Annotated in this window: 19 protein-coding genes; 3 read left to right on the plus strand and 16 right to left on the minus strand. The window is 45.9% G+C overall.

The window, feature by feature from the left end; translation table 11 throughout:
- Positions 1 to 31: 31 nt before the first annotated feature.
- Positions 32 to 574 (plus strand): hypothetical protein, encoded by a 543-nt coding sequence (locus K2Q26_07330; GenBank protein MBY0315314.1) that lies wholly within the window; start codon positions 32 to 34, stop codon positions 572 to 574.
- A gap of 57 nt (positions 575 to 631) precedes the next feature.
- Here K2Q26_07330 and K2Q26_07335 read toward each other — a convergent pair whose 3' ends face one another.
- From K2Q26_07335 to K2Q26_07410, 16 genes are all read right to left on the minus strand, one after another.
- Positions 632 to 1,180, minus strand: coding sequence for a superoxide dismutase family protein (locus K2Q26_07335; protein MBY0315315.1), 549 nt, complete (start codon positions 1,178 to 1,180; stop codon positions 632 to 634).
- On the minus strand, positions 1,177 to 2,007 hold the full coding sequence (locus tag K2Q26_07340) for an alpha/beta fold hydrolase (protein MBY0315316.1): 831 nt from the start codon (positions 2,005 to 2,007) through the stop codon (positions 1,177 to 1,179). The genes K2Q26_07335 and K2Q26_07340 overlap by 4 nt, the downstream gene beginning before the upstream one ends.
- Before the next feature lie 62 nt (positions 2,008 to 2,069).
- Positions 2,070 to 2,672: a porin family protein gene (locus K2Q26_07345; GenBank protein ID MBY0315317.1), complete on the minus strand. Its 603-nt coding sequence runs from the start codon at positions 2,670 to 2,672 to the stop codon at positions 2,070 to 2,072.
- A 4-nt stretch (positions 2,673 to 2,676) separates the two neighbouring features.
- Entirely contained in the window at positions 2,677 to 2,898 is a 222-nt protein-coding gene (locus K2Q26_07350) for a hypothetical protein (GenBank protein MBY0315318.1), read from the minus strand.
- Positions 2,899 to 2,974: 76 nt separating this feature from the next.
- Positions 2,975 to 3,154: a DUF1328 domain-containing protein gene (locus K2Q26_07355; protein ID MBY0315319.1), complete on the minus strand. Its 180-nt coding sequence runs from the start codon at positions 3,152 to 3,154 to the stop codon at positions 2,975 to 2,977.
- Positions 3,155 to 3,331: 177 nt separating this feature from the next.
- A complete protein-coding gene (locus tag K2Q26_07360) occupies positions 3,332 to 4,153 on the minus strand; it encodes a 1-acyl-sn-glycerol-3-phosphate acyltransferase (GenBank protein MBY0315320.1) in 822 nt (273 codons plus the stop codon).
- Positions 4,150 to 4,614: a hypothetical protein gene (locus K2Q26_07365; GenBank protein ID MBY0315321.1), complete on the minus strand. Its 465-nt coding sequence runs from the start codon at positions 4,612 to 4,614 to the stop codon at positions 4,150 to 4,152. Before K2Q26_07365 ends, K2Q26_07360 begins: the two co-directional genes overlap by 4 nt.
- 57 nt (positions 4,615 to 4,671) lie before the next feature.
- Positions 4,672 to 7,212 (minus strand): trypsin-like peptidase domain-containing protein, encoded by a 2,541-nt coding sequence (locus K2Q26_07370; protein ID MBY0315322.1) that lies wholly within the window; start codon positions 7,210 to 7,212, stop codon positions 4,672 to 4,674.
- Between the two features lie 167 nt (positions 7,213 to 7,379).
- A complete protein-coding gene (locus tag K2Q26_07375; protein MBY0315323.1) occupies positions 7,380 to 7,730 on the minus strand; it encodes a hypothetical protein in 351 nt (116 codons plus the stop codon).
- Positions 7,731 to 7,823: 93 nt separating this feature from the next.
- Positions 7,824 to 8,981 carry an AMP-binding protein gene (locus K2Q26_07380; GenBank protein ID MBY0315324.1) on the minus strand — a complete coding sequence of 386 codons (1,158 nt, stop codon included), beginning with the start codon at positions 8,979 to 8,981 and terminating at the stop codon, positions 7,824 to 7,826.
- On the minus strand, positions 8,978 to 9,922 hold the full coding sequence (locus K2Q26_07385; GenBank protein ID MBY0315325.1) for a hypothetical protein: 945 nt from the start codon (positions 9,920 to 9,922) through the stop codon (positions 8,978 to 8,980). Before K2Q26_07385 ends, K2Q26_07380 begins: the two co-directional genes overlap by 4 nt.
- Positions 9,919 to 10,800: a 1,4-dihydroxy-2-naphthoate octaprenyltransferase gene (gene menA, locus K2Q26_07390; protein ID MBY0315326.1), complete on the minus strand. Its 882-nt coding sequence runs from the start codon at positions 10,798 to 10,800 to the stop codon at positions 9,919 to 9,921. Before menA ends, K2Q26_07385 begins: the two co-directional genes overlap by 4 nt.
- A gap of 11 nt (positions 10,801 to 10,811) precedes the next feature.
- On the minus strand, positions 10,812 to 11,639 hold the full coding sequence (gene menB / locus K2Q26_07395) for a 1,4-dihydroxy-2-naphthoyl-CoA synthase (protein ID MBY0315327.1): 828 nt from the start codon (positions 11,637 to 11,639) through the stop codon (positions 10,812 to 10,814).
- A gap of 40 nt (positions 11,640 to 11,679) precedes the next feature.
- On the minus strand, positions 11,680 to 12,405 hold the full coding sequence (locus tag K2Q26_07400) for an alpha/beta fold hydrolase (protein ID MBY0315328.1): 726 nt from the start codon (positions 12,403 to 12,405) through the stop codon (positions 11,680 to 11,682).
- Positions 12,393 to 13,940: a 2-succinyl-5-enolpyruvyl-6-hydroxy-3-cyclohexene-1-carboxylic-acid synthase gene (gene menD / locus K2Q26_07405; protein MBY0315329.1), complete on the minus strand. Its 1,548-nt coding sequence runs from the start codon at positions 13,938 to 13,940 to the stop codon at positions 12,393 to 12,395. Before menD ends, K2Q26_07400 begins: the two co-directional genes overlap by 13 nt.
- Positions 13,937 to 14,989 carry a chorismate-binding protein gene (locus K2Q26_07410; protein MBY0315330.1) on the minus strand — a complete coding sequence of 351 codons (1,053 nt, stop codon included), beginning with the start codon at positions 14,987 to 14,989 and terminating at the stop codon, positions 13,937 to 13,939. The genes menD and K2Q26_07410 overlap by 4 nt, the downstream gene beginning before the upstream one ends.
- A gap of 142 nt (positions 14,990 to 15,131) precedes the next feature.
- On the opposite strand from K2Q26_07410, the gene aroF reads away from it, so the two are divergent.
- A complete protein-coding gene (gene aroF, locus K2Q26_07415; protein MBY0315331.1) occupies positions 15,132 to 15,923 on the plus strand; it encodes a 3-deoxy-7-phosphoheptulonate synthase in 792 nt (263 codons plus the stop codon).
- Positions 15,916 to 16,647: a bifunctional demethylmenaquinone methyltransferase/2-methoxy-6-polyprenyl-1,4-benzoquinol methylase UbiE gene (ubiE, locus tag K2Q26_07420; protein ID MBY0315332.1), complete on the plus strand. Its 732-nt coding sequence runs from the start codon at positions 15,916 to 15,918 to the stop codon at positions 16,645 to 16,647. The genes aroF and ubiE overlap by 8 nt, the downstream gene beginning before the upstream one ends.
- Positions 16,648 to 16,676: the final 29 nt, after the last annotated feature.

Consider the following 16,676-nt stretch of genomic DNA (forward strand, 5'->3'; position numbering starts at 1 on the left):
CTTCTTAAATGGAGTTTCCAAGGAGAGTCTTATGAAAAAACTTTTGGTTTTGTTGATGATGTGTTTTTCTTTTCAATCTCAGGCGCTGTTTGAAATTCGCGCCGGTTACGGTAGCAATACTTTAGATGAAGATGCTTATCTCACCTCCGAGTTTGGGAAGCTGAAAGGTTTTAACCTTGATGCTATCATAGAGCCGCCGCTGATTACTGATCTTGGATTTGGTCTTCGATATGAGACCATGGAGATGGAGCTCAAAGGTCTTGGAGCGGACGTGGAGATGGATCGTCTTTCCCTCCTCATCAACTATCGTGTGATCGACTTTCTGGCCTACCTTGGATTTATCGGAACTTACGCACTCACCAACGATATGAAGTATGTTGCCGGTAGCTTTTCCGAAGATCTTGATGACAAAGCCACTTATACTATTGGCGTTGAGGGCGGTGTTAACCTAGCCCTTTTCTCCCTAGGAGTAGAGGTCGGTAAAATGTTTGGAGAAGCACGGCAGAGCTCCAATGGAGGAACCATTGAGTTGGACGGTCTCTATTTTAAAGGAATTTTAGGAATTGGATTCTAAATAAAAAAGGGCAGAAAATCTCTCTGCCCTTTTCCCTTCACACAAATTCGTGCGAAACTAAATTTTCTCTTCGCCAGTAATTACACCGCAGGCGACTCGCGGAGCAGACTTCTCAGTGATATTATCAGGTCCACCGTGAACGATGACGGCTTTATTCATTACCGGATTCTCTTTGCTTAATGACAGATGGTTTACAATAATACTGCCCTTGGCATTCCCGCGCGCATCCGCGGTAATTTCTGGAAGATCGCCCATGTATTTGTCGGGATTATCTTTAGATGTCCCCTTACCATGAGTCTTCTCCATTTTAAGGTAATGGCCGCCTGCCGATTTCGCATCGTTGGATGAGCAATCACCGTGCTCATGAATGTGCATGCCGCTCTTTGAATTTTTAGGAAGTCCCTTAAGATCGTAATTCACTGCGAGCCCTTCGGTACTTTCAAAAAACTCGATTGTGCCGGTGACGTTGGAGTTGTTCTTTTTTTTCATTTCTGCTTTCGCCTTAAGTATGTAGTTCGGCTTCGGCGACATTAACTTTTGGTTGGGCTCTTCGGCATTCATAAAGAATGCAAAGGGAAGAGCGATGAAGGGAGTAAAACGTATCATATCAGCTCCTTGTGTAAACTGTGATGAACTTCCATCGTCCGCTGGGAGTTCATGAAATTAAGAATACGATCTGCACATATTGTCGGTTGCTCTAAAGGAGTCAAGTGGCCAGCGTCTGCAATATTTTCCAAACGAGCCACTGGAATCTTTGTGGCCATCTCTTCGGACTGAGAAAACGGAATCGCTTGATCGTTGGAACTCGACACTATTAGTGTCGGCACTGTGATTTCTGTCAATTGGGAGGAAAAATCTTTACGAGCGCTCATCGCCAGTAGGCCGTGGGCCAGCGACAAAGGGCTCTGCTGTTGAAGACTGACGGACAATCGGTCGACGAGGGACGGGTTATGTTTTTGAGTATGAGGAGCAAGGGCCGAAGCTAAAAATCCTTTGATAAAGTCCGAAGTTCCCGACGAGAGAACCTTTTGTAGAGTTTCGCTCCGTTTATCTTTGGCGTCATTACTATCGCCAATGGCTTGAGTATTCATCAGTATCAGGCCAGAGCAAAGTGCGGGATATCTGAAGACGAAATCGAGAGCGGAATATCCACCCATCGAGCAACCGCATAAAACGGCTTTGTCGATCTGGTGGTTCTTCATGTATCTGCAGATCTCTTCGGTGACCATGGCGAAAGTCCACGGCGCGTGTTCCACTTCGTCACTCGCAAAACCGGGGAGGTCGACGGTGAGACAGGAATAATGGCGCGAAACCTTCTCGACAATTTCGTTCCACATCTGGCTTGAGAAAGGGAACGCGTGAAGAAAAATAATAGTCTCTCTCACTTCTGATTTCGAATTTTTTAATTGAGGATAGAAATTCCAAGTTAACATAACTCACCAACTCACAAACAGTTTGTGCGGGGATCCCGCACAAACTTGATACATTTTACGTATTAGATCTCGATCGGAAAGCTTACGCTTGCGATCCAAGTCTTATTTTTAAGTTCTACGTCGTCAAAGGATCCAGTGAATGGACCAATTTGCTGTGCGTCTGTTTGATCATACGTCAAATCTTGGTACTCAAGATTTAAACTGACAGAAGCCAAACGGAAACCGGCGCCCACTCGATATCCTGTACCTTTCTTGAACTGGAAATCAAGATTGCCATCGGCGTCTGGATTGTAGCGAGCATCGACGATATAGCTCGCCCACACTCTAAGTCCAAGATCTGGCATCTGTACACCGACAACGGGACCCCAATTGTAGGCGGCACCGTCGGTATCGTAGTTAAATACCGAATTGTTATCTTCGATTTTCAACATGGAATAACGACCATCCAATCCGGCAAAGAAAACTTCACTCACGTGAAATCCTAAACGGGCGCCCAGACCGAAACCATTGGTTTTTCCATCGGACGACGTGCCGGGGTAGTTGACATCAAACTTACTCGTCTCGTAGGTGACAGCAGGCTCAACAAATAAACCGCCATCATCTTCTGCAAAAGCAATGTGAGATCCTAAAACAAAACTTGCACATAGAACTATTTTCTTAAACATATAATTATCCTTTAACCATAAATAAGATCAGCAAAACCCATGCAGGGACACCGACGAGCCAGGCAACAAGATATCCAATTTTTCCATCTTCATTACCGAGCGATTCCAGTGCAGTCGGAGCCACCGACTCATTGTCGATCTTTTTGTTGTTCGACTTTTGTGGCTTTATTACTTTTACGCGTTTCAAATTTTCTCTGAATTCGCTATCGATTGGTTTGTTGTTCATAACTCATCCTTTAGTAAACAGTGTTATCCATTACTTTACTTTCCAGCGAAAGCGGTTGGGTTTCACCAACCTTGACTTACAGAGGCGGAGTACGACGTCCAGTCACCATGCTGCCGATAAAAGAAATCACAGCTAGAACTAGAAACACGATGAGCAATGCTTTACCGATATCCATAGATACACCTGCGATACCTGTAGCACCGAAAAGAATGGCAACAAGGGCCAATACAAAAAATGCGATAGACGCTCTTAACATAAAATCCTCCTCTAGGAGGCCGACGTGATTGCCGACCCCAGTTGTTGACTTCAAAGAGTAGCAAGAGCGGGGCCCGCAATCCCAAGCGCGAAATCAAATATATGGGAATTGAATGGCAGTAACCGGTGACCTCTGGGGCATTAAAGAACTTTAGCGATAAAAAAGAACTTACGCGATTTAATGGGACAAAGTGAGACGCTCGTCGTCTTTGAACGCACGGCCTTCAAAATATTTACTGGAGATCTGCTGATAGGCGCGATCCGACAAAGGATGTCTGTCGGGAAACTCCTTTACAGAAATCGGCGTCAAATAATTTACCGTTACTTTCAGCGACGATAAAGAAATGATTTGCATGAAGTGCTTTGTAAAAGGCATCGAACCGTACCAACACAAGCGGTCTTTATTTTTCTCTGAGAAGGGTTCGCCGTCGATAAACTCGTAACGGAGAGAAATGGGCAAGACATCAACTCCCGCCTCAATCGCGGAGTTGAATAGTGCGCGTTTAAAAGGAAGGATCTTCATGCCATTCGTGCTCGTACCTTCGGGAAATACAAAAACATTAAATCCCTGCTGAAGTATCTTCGCGAGATCTTTGACTTCGCCGGCCACTTTCGTTCGATCCCGACGTTCCACAAAGTAACTTCCACCAAGATCCGAGAGATCTCCAAGAAACGGTGTGTTCTTCATCTCGACGGAGGTCACAAAAGCCGCTGGCTCACCGGCACTCAAAAATATAATGTCCATGTAGGACATATGGTTACAGACCATAAAGTAATTTTTGCCGCCGGTAAAAAGATGAGGGTCAGAATAGGTGTACTTCACTTCGAATTTTAAATTTCGCAGCAGGGCCCGGCAATGCTCTGTGGTTAATTCCACAGCTCTTTGCCTCTTTTTAATTTCGTCCTTCTGAAAAATCTTATTGGCAGATGCCAAAACTAAGAACTTCGCGATCAACGCACCCGAGAATGTCAGATTTTTAACAGCGTGGAATAGTTTCATAGATCACTCAAAAAAGCCGTAGCTCCCCATTGATTAATTGTTCTTACCGAAGCGGAATTCACGGATTCATTAAGAACCGAAAACTCATCGGCGGCATCTTTGATAGAGTTCTGATTGAAATCAATCCAACTGCAAATATAGTAAGGTCTCGCTGGTATCGAAGTGATAACGTTCCCCTCCGGATCACGCCAAGTGCTGACAATCCCGTTACAGTTTGTCCCATTGCAGTTGACCGTGGTTGTCCCCGAAGCGACGGGTTGATAATCAATAGAGGACTGACTACATCCGGCAACCGAAAACACTGTGACTGAATTGTACATAGTCATCGGTGCAGAAGTGCATTTACTGGTCGTACATGTGTGCTGAACATTAGGAATATCTGTTGGACCACCATCACCTCCGGAGGGAGAACAGCGGGCCAAAATCAAAGTCAGTGGTACCAACAATAAAAACATTCTCATAACCCCGACAGTAGCATTCTTCTGTTATTTGTCGAGATACACGGCACCAGACTCGGTCTAAAGCTTCTTAAAAACAACTTTATGGGGTTTTGCCTTTTTTAGATCGGCAAAGAAGTAACCGGTTTCCATGGGATTCTCTCGGATGGGTGCGCAGTATCCATAGAGTTGAAACGACACTCCCTCTTTGTTAGAGATCTTTTCAGTCCACAGTTTAGGCACTTCTATATCTTTTTGATCTTCCTTCAGCTTGAGCTTCTTTAAAGAATCCCGCATAAAATTAAGTATATATATAGACTGAGTGGGAAGGGGCTCTACCCCAACTCCGCAAAGCTGTTTACTTTTAGCTTCGATCCACTCCGCTCCATAACCTGTCCAAATCACTTTTTTCTGAGGATTTAAGTACATCCCCGTCTGCAACCGAACCGACTGGGCGTTTTTAGGGATATCGAGTTGGAGATGGAATCCTTGAAGATTCAACTTGTACGCAGAATCCGCTTCTTTGAGGGCCACACCCTTAAAGCTCGAAAAGCTTTGGCTCGACTGCTGCGCTAAAAATTCAAACAAAGCTTTGGGCTCCCAGAAGTAAGGATTCTCCAGAAAGTGCGCCAGAATTCGCTGACGAAACGAACCTTCCGTGATTTCCCGTCGATAATCGTCGTCGACCGGAAGCATTCGAGACACACAGGTCAGGCCTTCGGGAAGTGAAGTGCAGTAAATATAGATATGAATCTGATCAAACAATTTGAGATGGAACCGATTCCAAGATCGACCGCTCCCGTCGACCACTTTTTCGAGTTTGGCGGGTTTATCAATTTTTGAGATCGTAAAATTTTTGTAGGCTTGGGGCTTAATAAACGCCGAGTAAGAACCAGAAATAACTCCATCATCCCCTAAGTACTTTTTGATAAATGTATCTACGACCTTTTCATCATCCAGATTTTCTTTCGTGATCCAAGTCTGCGAGTAGATAGCTCCTTGGGACAAATCCTCGAGCATCTTTTTCCCTTTGGAAACGTCTTTGGGAAGATAATAAATAATCTGACTCTTTTTTTCCGGGATAACCAAATCGGTGTTCATCCCATAGGCTTGAAAATCGAACTTCTTCTCTTTATCAAAGGTTTCAATGTAAGAGCGGAAGTCCTTACGATTCGGGCTATCCAAAAAGCCGGACACGTTCATGTAATAGCGGTTGTTATGGAGGTAAAAATTATTCTGACTTTGATCAAACTGCGAGGGAAGAATCGCCGGTGTCTTTTCGGTGACGTAAGATGTCCAGTCTAAAATCGTTTCGTTTTTAGCACGCAATTCTGTCTCAATTTCGCTGATCACTTCCAAGGATTTTTTATGAACTTCGTCCATCGTTTCTTTAGCCACATCCTCGAAAACCAGAGGCATCTTAAATTCAAGCTGCTGATTATTAATTTTTTGAATTAATTCAGGGTACTCACCATAGTCAGGCAAAAACGGCATTAATTGCTTTTGGAGAAACTGGTATCCATTAAAGTTAAGTAAACGACGAAGGACGATACTCACACTCTTCGGCTTCTGATCGGTCACAAACTTTTCAAATCCGACTTTGAGATCTTTGACCGATGTCCCCAAATTGTAGTTTTCCGCTCCGGTGGCCGCAAAAACCAACGCCACAATATGGCCTTGAGTGTCCAACAGGGGGCCGCCACTATTTCCGGGACTCGCACCCGCAGAGTAACGAATGTACTTAATTGTGGGGTCGTTGAGATCTGCCGTTTCGCTCGCCATAATCCCTTCGCGAATGGCAATTCCCTGCCCGTGGGCGTTTCCTAAAGTGTATACGGTCTGACCCACATTAAATGAATCCGCAAAGTTGAGGTGACCATAGGACTCCATTCCCTCCATTTGCAGATATACAAAATCTCGAACCGCATCGAATCCCAACACTCTCTTTACTTTAAACTTTTTGTCATCAAAGGCTCGAATTTCAAAACTGGTATAGAGATCTAAAAAATCGCTTCCCCATAAACAATGGGCGGCCGAAAGCACGACGTTCGGTGCGACAAGAAAACCCGTGCAGTAACCGTATTGATCTCTAAAATCTTCGTCCGTGTACTGACCGTAGGATTTATACTCCGCGATCGCTGTCGGATCTTTGATGCGTTCGAACTCTACAATCTTCGACCGCACCTGCGTGAGAAGCTCATTGGGATCCGACTTAAATTGACTCTTTACTAAAAGATAAGCACCAACCACGATGAGAATAAAAGAGAGTATCCCTAAGCTGCCGTAGATGGTTTTTCGCTTTTTTATCTTCTGCCAGTTTTTACGTTTAATATCGATGTCGTCTGTCTTTTCGTCACTCATAAAATCTTCGGTGACGATTTCGATCTCATCGCTGAGTTGAACAGGAGAGTCTTGATTGATCGAATGGACCTTATGAGTTCCATGTTCAGTAAATGAGCACCCCTTTTCCGCAATCTGGAGTTGACCGTGACGGCGATGAATTGTGGGATGCTGAATTTGAATGTCGCACTCTTCGGAGCGACCGACTTCGTAAGTGCCCGCAGGCAAATCGATGGTCTGAATCACAAGTCTATTAAAGCGGATGTAAAGTCGAGTTTGCATATCTGTTTTACATCTTAAAGAGAGGAGTCTTAGGACACAAGTAAATTCAGTGCTGATGAGCAGACACTGAACGAGCCGAATCAGTGATTCACTTGAGAAATATAAAATCTAAACCTTTGAAATCTAAATTTTCGAGCCTCAATTTCTAAGCATTAGATCTCTAGGCGTTAAATTTCTACGACAGTCAAATTCTTTTGGGCGTCGACAAAGATCATTTGATCAATCAGGCCGCTTAAAACTTCTTCACCTAATGGAAGCTCAATTGTTTTTTCGATAAATGCGCGACACTGATCATCTTGAACATGATCCACCAATTCGTAACTGCAAGACATCGGTGTAGTGCGAGTACAAATTGTTTTTTTGATGGAGAAGGTATGTTCTTTACAGCCCCCAGGATAAACAACATCTAACTGGATAGAGTTCGAGCCGAGGCGAGCTTCAGTGATGGTCACGGCTGCACCGGCGGGGTTTGAAAACATTAGGACAGTAGCGATAGTTTGAATAATGATAAATTTCATATTCTCCTCCCTTGCGTTGAATGCAAACTACCCCAATTAAAAAATAAGTAAAAATTATAAGATATTATTTACACCCATCTGTTTTAATAATGATTAAATAATGGGCAGAGAGGGACGTCGTGATAAAGAATCGACCAAATCACCTCTCAAAATCTTCCCTAGAGGGGAGCGAGGAATTTGATCGACGTGATACCAACGCTGCAGTCGAGAAAACGGCAACAGCTGTTGGTTGAATTGGGAGAGTCGGGAGCCCACTTGCCCATCGGTCGTGACCATCACGAGCTCGTGCCCCTTTCGTACTTCTGGAACAGCGACAACGAGATACTCGTGAGAGCTTGGGGTCTCTACGGACTGATGGAATCGCGACCACTGCTGTTGGATATCCCCGATCGCTACCGTTTCCCCTAGAATCTTCACTAACTCCGAACTCCGACCTGTCAGCCAAAGTTGGTCCTGCTTAATCTCACCCAGATCGTCGGAAATATACCAACCATTTTCCTTAGGATCTGTAAATTCCCACTCCGTACCGTTCACAAATAAAAAGCCACTCAGTAAACTTCGGGAAGAAAAAGCCAAGCGGAACTTGTCGTCTACTTTTCTAGAGGCCCAATCAACAATATGGGGAAATCGCGAATACCCCTCGGCGACATCTCTTTTAAATGCCAGCATGGCGCAAGTTTCTGTCATCCCGTAGGTCAAAACAAGGGGCCATCCGAGAGCTTTCGCCTTTTGAAAGAGGTCCTCAGACACATGTCCAGCCCCTACGAAAACCACGCGCAAAAATCTTGGAGCGTGAATTTGCTCCTGAACCAAATCGTAAATCTGCGTCGGCACTACAGAGGTGCAAGTCACCCCCTCACGATGGATGACATCGATAAATTTTTGCGCATTCCATTTTTCAAAAAAAGAGATCAACTTAAACTGGGCCACGTGTTGACGAGCCAGTACGGCGGCACCCGCTATGTGATAATACGGTAAGGGGTTGAGATAGACATCTTGCGAATTCAGCGCAAAAACCTCGCTCACCCCACGAGCCGCCGTCAGTAGTGCGTCCCGAGAAAGAGCCACCACTTTCACCCGAGACCCTCTTTGAGATTCAGTCCCCGAACTCATCACCCACAAATGATCCAAAGCCACTGACGGAATTTTTGCACTCGCCGCTGGAATCGCTCGGCGCACAGACTCCTGGGTGTCCTTTGGGAGGCGCAGACTCCATTGGGGATTTTTAAAAAGATCTTCAAAATTCATCATAACGGCATCCAGGTGATTTTTCCAAAGAGGGAGTCAAATCCGATTCCACAGCCTTCGCTCGGTTTAAAAAAACACGAAGCACTTTCAATCTCTTGGAAGAAGATGTCACTTTCAAACAAATGACTGGTTTGGAGTCCAAAATCCAATGTCTGCGGCTCCCCTTTAAGAGCTTGCTGCGCATACCAGTAAGCAAAACTTTGCCCTACCGGATGATCCATGGAGTTGGTGATAATGTCGCGCTCCCGAAGTTCGTAACTTTGTCGAGCCGGCTTAATCACTCGCGGAAAGGGCGCATCGATTTCTCGAGAGGGCGCCGCCTGATCTAAATAAATAGGAATTGAAAAATCCGATTGATATTTGCTCCAACGGGTGTGCGAGTAGGGCGATGGATCCTCAACCAATTCAATGTGCGAACAGAGAGAATGATCCTTAATTCCCTCCATAAATTCCTCGTAGCCATGACCGTTAAAATCTAAACGTAATTTAAACGGCTCAAGATATCGGGCTTTGCTCATCAGAAGCTTTGCTTCCTCGCTGGGACTACGACCGAGTTTTAGTTTTAAACTCGTAAAACCCTTTTGAAATACTTCATCCAAACTTTCAGCCGTCAGATCTTCGAGATCGGTGACGGTGTAGTGACTTTTGATTTTAACCTCACCATCAAATAAAGACTGCTTGAGAGAGCGAGCCACACCATCAAGGTGGGCATAATACAAACTTCGCTGAAGAAGAGCGCTGATCCTCCCTTGGCGCCACAAGGCGATCTGAGTATTGACATCCTCATCGCCAAACATCGTCCAAGGAAGGCAGTCGGCAAAACCGCTTTCAAAATCCGCAGATTGCCAGCGAATCAAAAACCCCTTGGGACCATTGGAGGTCTGTCGATTGAGATTAGATTTGGGCTTAAGCTCGTATGGAGAATACCAAAATTTATCCTTCATAAACAACACGCCAGGGTAAAGCTAGAGGCAAAGAGCAAAAGTAAAAGGCCACCACGAGCCAATAACCCATTTAACTCCCTTTTGTCGTTCACCCTCATCACTTGATTTGCAATGGAAAGCGCCAACGGGAAGGCGAGCAAAGGAATAAAAAAGTAATAGCTTCTAAAGGTGATCCACCAATAGAACAGCAGCATAAACGGAAGAATCGCTAAAGCAACGATCTCTCTTTTAACAAAATCATCACCACAGCGCACGGCGAGAGTTTTTTTGCCCACCAGCCGATCGCTCTCACTGTCGCGAAGATTATTAATCGCAATGAGCACCGTCGAAAGAAATCCCATCTGCAAACCAAGGATTAGGACTTCCAAGCGCCAGATGTGAGTCAAAACGTAAAAAGAGCCACCGACGGCAATCAGGCCAAAAAATAAAACCACAAAAATATCGCCAAGGCCCTTATAAGCCAAAGGATAGGGCCCACCCGTGTATCCATAAGTGAGAGCCACCGATATGATTCCCAAAAGGAGAATCGGAGGCCCACCTGTAATAACCAGCGGAATACTGGCGATCACAGTGACCGCACAAAAAAATACACCCATCACGGTTACGGCTTTCGCCGTAAAGAGTCCCGATTGGGTCACTCGCACGGGACCGATGCGATCCTTGTGATCCGCACCTTTCTTAAAATCAATGGCGTCGTTAAACAAATTCGTCGCAATCTGTAAAGAAAGAATGGCGATGACAAGCAAACTCACGAGATAGAAATCAATAGGATAGTGCAGGAAGTGAGCGAGCGCTGTCGCCGTCATTACCGGAGCTACGGCCGCGGGCAATGTCTTAGGTCGAAATGCCAACAGCCAGGATCGCGTCACTGATGCCATCTCGCCTTCCTTTACGGGTAACGGGGAAATTTTGAAAAATCGGGAGCACGCTTTTCAATAAATGCATTTTTGCCCTCGCGACCTTCTTCCGATAAATAATAAAGAAGAGTGGCGTTGCCCGCGAGGTCTAACAAACCAATTTGACCATCGCAATCGGCATTCATCGAAGCTTTCAAAAAACGAAGCGCCATGGGAGAGAGTTCGAGAATTTCCCGACACCACTTGAGCGTCTCGGTTTCGAGCTGATCTAATGGCACGACTGTATTCACTAAACCCATCTCCAAAGCTTGTTTGGCATCGTACTGACGACATAAAAACCAAATCTCACGAGCTTTTTTCTGACCAATAATACGGGACAAGTAACTACTTCCAAGCCCACCATCGAAGGATCCGACGCGAGGACCTGTTTGTCCAAAGCGAGCGTTTTCCGCCGCGATGGTCAAGTCACAAACCACGTGGAGCACATGTCCACCGCCGATCGCATAACCTGCAACCATCGCGATCACCGGTTTAGGAAGGCTACGAATCTGTTTTTGTAAATCGAGAACGTTTAATCGAGGAAGCCCGTCACCACCAACATAGCCCCCTTCGCCTCGAACTTTTTGGTCACCGCCGGAGCAGAAGGCTTTGCCACCCACTCCCGTCAGAATCACCACACCAATTTTGGAATCATCACGAGCAATATCGAAGGCCTCTTTGAGCTCCATTACAGTTTTAGGTCGAAAAGCATTATGGACTTCGGGACGGTTGATGGAAATCTTGGCCACACCGTCTTCGGTGCGCTCAAAAAGAATATCCTCATATTGTTTTATCGGAATCCACTTCTCAGTACTACTCATACAACCTCACAGTTTGTTCGTGAACACAGTCTGAGGACTTTTACCTCACAAATTTATTTATCACAACCGCAACTTCCGAGGGGTGGCTGAACTGCGGCGAGTGGCCTCCCGAGACTTCGGCCAGGGACCAGTTCCTCCCGAGATCATTGATAATGGGTTTTTGCGGGAGCTGTGAAACATCCTCTTTGCCATGAATACAAAGCACCGGAAACTTCCAGGATTTTAGACCCTGCAAATTGAGACGCTGATGACCCAAGGACCAATCCGTCAGCGTCCGCGCCAACGAAACTCTCGAAAATTCACTCTCCCGACGGAGAGGTCGAACCGAATCTTTTTTAAAAATCTCTTGAGATTCCCAGTCATGCATGACCTTTTCCCAAGGCTCGTTGAGAAATTTCTGACTCCAAATATCGTCAGCATTTAATCGACGGGCTCTCTGCGTTTCCGGGATCAACGAAATTTTTGAGGAGATAAGAATTAATTTTTCGATCTTTGGACTTATTGTCCATGGTCCATGGAGCAGTAGTCGCCCTCCTAGCGAGTAACCCACCATCGTGTAAGGACCGTCACCGATCACATTTACAAAACGCTGTCCCCAGTCTTCCATGGAGGAATTCTGCGGAAGCCGATCAAGGTCTCTCCAAATATCATAGGTGATGAACTCAAAACCTTCTGGATTTAAACGCGTGAGTTCTGCGATGAGCGGATCCCAATCTTTAGGCTTTCCTAAAAAGCCATGCACAAAGCAAAACTTTAATCGCGCCACAGCTCACCGTACTCTTTCCAAAAACTTTGCGTTTGTTGAACGCTAGGCACCACTTCGGCGATAAAGGTTTTCTCCTTCGGCAGCGCGGAATTCGGCCATTGCACGTAGGGGATATTCCACATCTTGGCCCACCCTGAAAACTCAAGCTGATGGTGATTGTAGAATAAGGGCATATTAAACAGGCGCTCGAAGATTCGACCACCTTGATTGTTAATCACATAAATTTTAACAGCGGCCTGTTTCGTTAATGCCCAGAGCGCATTCATGTCATAAAGGGCGGTCAGGTCTCCAACGACAATTGTTAGGGATCTTCCGTCATGGGTGTAGGCCAAAGCCGATGAAATTTGACCATCAATTCCATTCACACCACGATTAGCCCGAACCGCGTGGGGATTTTTTCTCGAGGCCGCCAAATCCCACTCTCGAATTGGCAAACTATTACCGATATAGACGATATCTTCTGAAGATGTCTGAGTCGAAATTTTTTCGATCAACGCAGGCTCACTCTGTGGGTACTTTTCAATGAGCTGTAACAGTTGTTGGGATTTTTTATGATCGTTATCTATTAAATCCGATGCCATCGACAAGTGAGAAGGGATCTCGACGTTCTTAAGGAGGCTCATTTCGCCATGAACAAGTTCCCCGCGAGACATTCCTGGAAATGGGAGGGACGAAACAGAGAGCACTGGAATTTGAGACTCTTCGAAATCCCGCCAGACACGGGCGGTAGGAACACCGCCAATGCGTAACACGCTATCAAACAGTTGGTGCTTGAGCGCCTGCTGCAAAATCTTATCACCCGATTTTAACATTCCCGCATGATCCCTTTCACGTAGACCGGAAGTGCTTTCGGCATAGACGGCACCCGTCCAGCGACTCAAAAACTCATCGACCCATGGAATTTCGCTCCGCTTGAGCGACGATAAAATTAAAAGTGTCGAACGCTGGGCGAAAAGAAATTTTTGGACCCTAGCGCCGTTTTCCGTCAGGATCGGCTTCGCTTCACGGCGAGATAATTTAAGTGGAAGCGCTGAAAAATTTTTATCGACTAGCGGCTCCTCGAAACACACATTCAAATGTAAGGGCCGACGTAAACTAAAATCTTCTAAAAGGGGTGACGCGAATTCCTCTGCAGTTTCTAAATCCAACGCCGCTTCGACATGGCCTTTTAAAAAACTCAATTGATCGATCGTCTGAGGAGCTCCCGTGCCGCGCAATTTGCGAGGACGATCCGCGCTCACGACGATCAAAGGGAGTTGAGTGTATTCCGCTTCGATCACCGCCGGTAGAAGCTCGGCCACGGCAGTTCCTGAGGTGGTGATGATGGCCACCGGTCGCTCTTGCACTTGGCATAATCCAAGCGCAAAGAATCCAGCGGCACGCTCGTCAAAAAATGTCTTCACTCGAAATGGCGTGGGCTCACTCAGTAATTGGACAAAGGGTGCATTTCTCCCGCCGGGACATAATATAATGTCTTGAACATTGAGAGCGGCCAATTCCACCAAAATCGCTTGAGCTTTTTGCAGGGAGTTCATATTTTAAATACTCGCTTGACGGACTCACGCTTGAGTTTAAGTTCTTTCCACTCTTCCTCAAAGTTACTCTCTGCCACCACACCCACACCGTTTCCGACGTAGATAAATTCTTTATCCCAGCTGATATGGCGAATGGCAACCAAGGCCAAGTATTCCGTCGGTGACCACAGCACCCCAAAGGGCGCCCCAAGGATTTCGTGGGGAGTGCGCCACTGTTTTAAAAATTCTTGCTGTGATCGCGGAGAAATTCCTAGCGCCGGAGTAGGATGGAGGCGCTCGATGAGTTCCGTAAAACTCATTTGCTCGGAACTTGTGAGTTGAATCGGCGTGTAAAGATGCACCAAGTGATTGAGCTCCAAACACGCAGTTTTACTCGCCTGCACTTTCCCAAAAGGCTTAAGTCTCTCTAAGATATCATCAATCACAATTTGATGCTCTTTGAGCTCCTTGGGATCCGAAAGAAATTTTTCCGGATCGAGGGTGTACGTCTCGCGGTTCTGAGTGCCTGCGAGCGCCATCGTTTTAATTTTTTTTGGCGTCTCGCTTAAGAATAAAATTTCTGGAGTAAAACCAAACTCTCCCTCGTTCCGATCCCAGTGACCGTAAATAAAAGTATTTTGCGGAGCCTGTTTTAAAGAATTGATAATCGCCTCTGAAGGGTCAACAGCCTTAACCGCTTTTCCGTAGACGACGGGAACGGCTTTTTGAACGGTCTTACTTTTGATTTCTTTTTGAATCAGAGTGAAGAGTTTTTTAAATTCTTTTTTATCGGGCTCTTGCCACTCCAGCTCCGTTTCGGAAACCGGCGCGGCTTTGAGAAAGGGGGTAAGGCGTTTTTTCCACTCTTTCCACTCGAGCCGCTGATGATGGGAGTAAGAGCACCAAGGTTTTTGAGATTCGAGGAAAAAAGTATTGCGATAAAGAACAGGACACTTCAAATTTTCGGGCGAAGAATGCCATTCCAGGTCTCCCCAGAAGACTTCGACCCACTTGCCGACTTTGCCGATGATGGCGCCTTGTTTTAACCATTGAGAAAACTCAAATTCCATGGGATTCACCTTGTACCTCATCTTCTATCGAGGGCTGAGACATGTGCCTATGAGTTTCAATAGTAACGCATTGAGTAATGTGGACATTCCAGGCCCCTTTTAAGCCTTACAAAGCTCTAAATTTCTGCTACTTTCCCTCTCAATGAATGCAAAATTTTCCATTGGTAACGTACAGTTCACTTCAAATCAGTTCTCGGTCATTGCTGGACCTTGCTCCATCGAATCTCAATCTCAGTTCGATGAGACGGCCCATTTCGTCAAAGAGCATGGAGCTGCTATTTTACGCGGCGGTATTTTCAAAATGCGCACAAACCCCGATACTTTCCAAGGCGTGGGCTTAGCCGCGCTGGATTGGATCGCCGATGTTAAAAATAAACTGAAGATGCCATTGATCTCGGAAATCACCGACCCTCGCCAGAAAGAACCCCTCGAAAAAGTTCTCGACGGGATCATGGTGGGCAGTCGCAATATGTACAATTACGAACTTTTAAAAGAGCTGTCTCGCTCTCCGAAGCCCATCATTTTAAAGCGTGGTTTTTCTGCACTTTTAGACGAATGGCTCAAAGCCACCCAGTACATCACCCAAGGCGGCAACACGAATGTGTTTTTGTGTGAACGCGGAATTCGTACCTTCGAAACAAAAACACGGAACACTTTAGATCTCGCATCTGTGGCCTACCTTAAGGCCCACTCGTCTTTCCCAGTGATCGTGGACCCTTCTCACGGTACGGGCACTCCGGAACTCATCGCCCCCATGGCCTGCGCCGCGGTGGCCGCCGGGGCTGACGCAATTATGGTGGAAGTGCATCCCCGCCCCGACAAAGCTCTCTCTGACGGTTTTCAAGCTTTAGACTTCGAGGCGTTTAAACATTTAATGGTTCGCTTAAAACCTTTTGTTGAAGCGGCCGGTAAGACGTTGGTGACTCATGTATAAAGAACCCCAACCGGACATCATTCGAAAAATGTTTTCTGAAATTGCACCTTCCTATGATTCGGCCAACTCCATTTTGTCCCTTGGAATTCACACACTTTGGAAAAAGAAATTAGTCCATCGCAGTGGTGTTAAACCGGGAGACACTGTTTTAGACTGCGCCACCGGCACCGGTGACGTGGCGATCTTGTTTAAACAAAAAGTGGGACCGACCGGCAAAGTGATCGCCACCGACTTTTGCAAAGATATTTTAGATCTAGGCCCACCTAAAGCTGAAAAATTAAATCTGGAAATACAATTTGAAGTGGCCGATGCGACTCAATTGCCTTACCCGGACAATCACTTTGATGCCACCAGTATTTCATTTGGAATTCGTAACGTCGGTCAACTGAGCAAAGCCTTGAGCGAACTTGCGCGAGTGACGAAGCCCACGGGCAAAGTTATGATTTTAGAGTTTGGACAAATGCAGATTCCGGTGATTAAGGACGTTTACAATTTTTATTCCCGCCACCTGCTTCCTAAAATCGGCGGCTGGGTTTCGGGACACACGTCCGCTTATGAATATTTGAACCAATCGGCAGAATCATTCCCCTGCTCGCAGAACTTCATTGATGTTGCCATGTCTACGGACATGTATAAAACTATGAGCTGTTCTCCATTATCATTTGGCGTTGCCTATCTTTACGAGGGTATTCCGCTCGCAGCAAAGAAGAGTTCGCTGCAATAAATAATAATAGGAGTTTGACGGGAGTTCTT

The sequence above is a fragment of the Bdellovibrionales bacterium genome (assembly GCA_019750295.1).
GTDB lineage: Bacteria > Bdellovibrionota > Bdellovibrionia > Bdellovibrionales > JAGQZY01 > JAIEOS01.

Coding starts and splice junctions, on each gene's coding strand:
- K2Q26_07330 (MBY0315314.1), top strand. CDS start 32: ATGAAAAAACTTTTGGTTTTGTTGATGATGTGTTTTTCTTTTCAATCT.
- K2Q26_07335 (MBY0315315.1), bottom strand. CDS start 1,180: ATGATACGTTTTACTCCCTTCATCGCTCTTCCCTTTGCATTCTTTATG.
- K2Q26_07340 (MBY0315316.1), bottom strand. CDS start 2,007: ATGTTAACTTGGAATTTCTATCCTCAATTAAAAAATTCGAAATCAGAA.
- K2Q26_07345 (MBY0315317.1), bottom strand. CDS start 2,672: ATGTTTAAGAAAATAGTTCTATGTGCAAGTTTTGTTTTAGGATCTCAC.
- K2Q26_07350 (MBY0315318.1), bottom strand. CDS start 2,898: ATGAACAACAAACCAATCGATAGCGAATTCAGAGAAAATTTGAAACGC.
- K2Q26_07355 (MBY0315319.1), bottom strand. CDS start 3,154: ATGTTAAGAGCGTCTATCGCATTTTTTGTATTGGCCCTTGTTGCCATT.
- K2Q26_07360 (MBY0315320.1), bottom strand. CDS start 4,153: ATGAAACTATTCCACGCTGTTAAAAATCTGACATTCTCGGGTGCGTTG.
- K2Q26_07365 (MBY0315321.1), bottom strand. CDS start 4,614: ATGAGAATGTTTTTATTGTTGGTACCACTGACTTTGATTTTGGCCCGC.
- K2Q26_07370 (MBY0315322.1), bottom strand. CDS start 7,212: ATGCAAACTCGACTTTACATCCGCTTTAATAGACTTGTGATTCAGACC.
- K2Q26_07375 (MBY0315323.1), bottom strand. CDS start 7,730: ATGAAATTTATCATTATTCAAACTATCGCTACTGTCCTAATGTTTTCA.
- K2Q26_07380 (MBY0315324.1), bottom strand. CDS start 8,981: ATGATGAATTTTGAAGATCTTTTTAAAAATCCCCAATGGAGTCTGCGC.
- K2Q26_07385 (MBY0315325.1), bottom strand. CDS start 9,922: ATGAAGGATAAATTTTGGTATTCTCCATACGAGCTTAAGCCCAAATCT.
- menA (MBY0315326.1), bottom strand. CDS start 10,800: ATGGCATCAGTGACGCGATCCTGGCTGTTGGCATTTCGACCTAAGACA.
- menB (MBY0315327.1), bottom strand. CDS start 11,639: ATGAGTAGTACTGAGAAGTGGATTCCGATAAAACAATATGAGGATATT.
- menD (MBY0315329.1), bottom strand. CDS start 13,940: ATGAACTCCCTGCAAAAAGCTCAAGCGATTTTGGTGGAATTGGCCGCT.
- K2Q26_07410 (MBY0315330.1), bottom strand. CDS start 14,989: ATGGAATTTGAGTTTTCTCAATGGTTAAAACAAGGCGCCATCATCGGC.
- aroF (MBY0315331.1), top strand. CDS start 15,132: ATGAATGCAAAATTTTCCATTGGTAACGTACAGTTCACTTCAAATCAG.
- ubiE (MBY0315332.1), top strand. CDS start 15,916: ATGTATAAAGAACCCCAACCGGACATCATTCGAAAAATGTTTTCTGAA.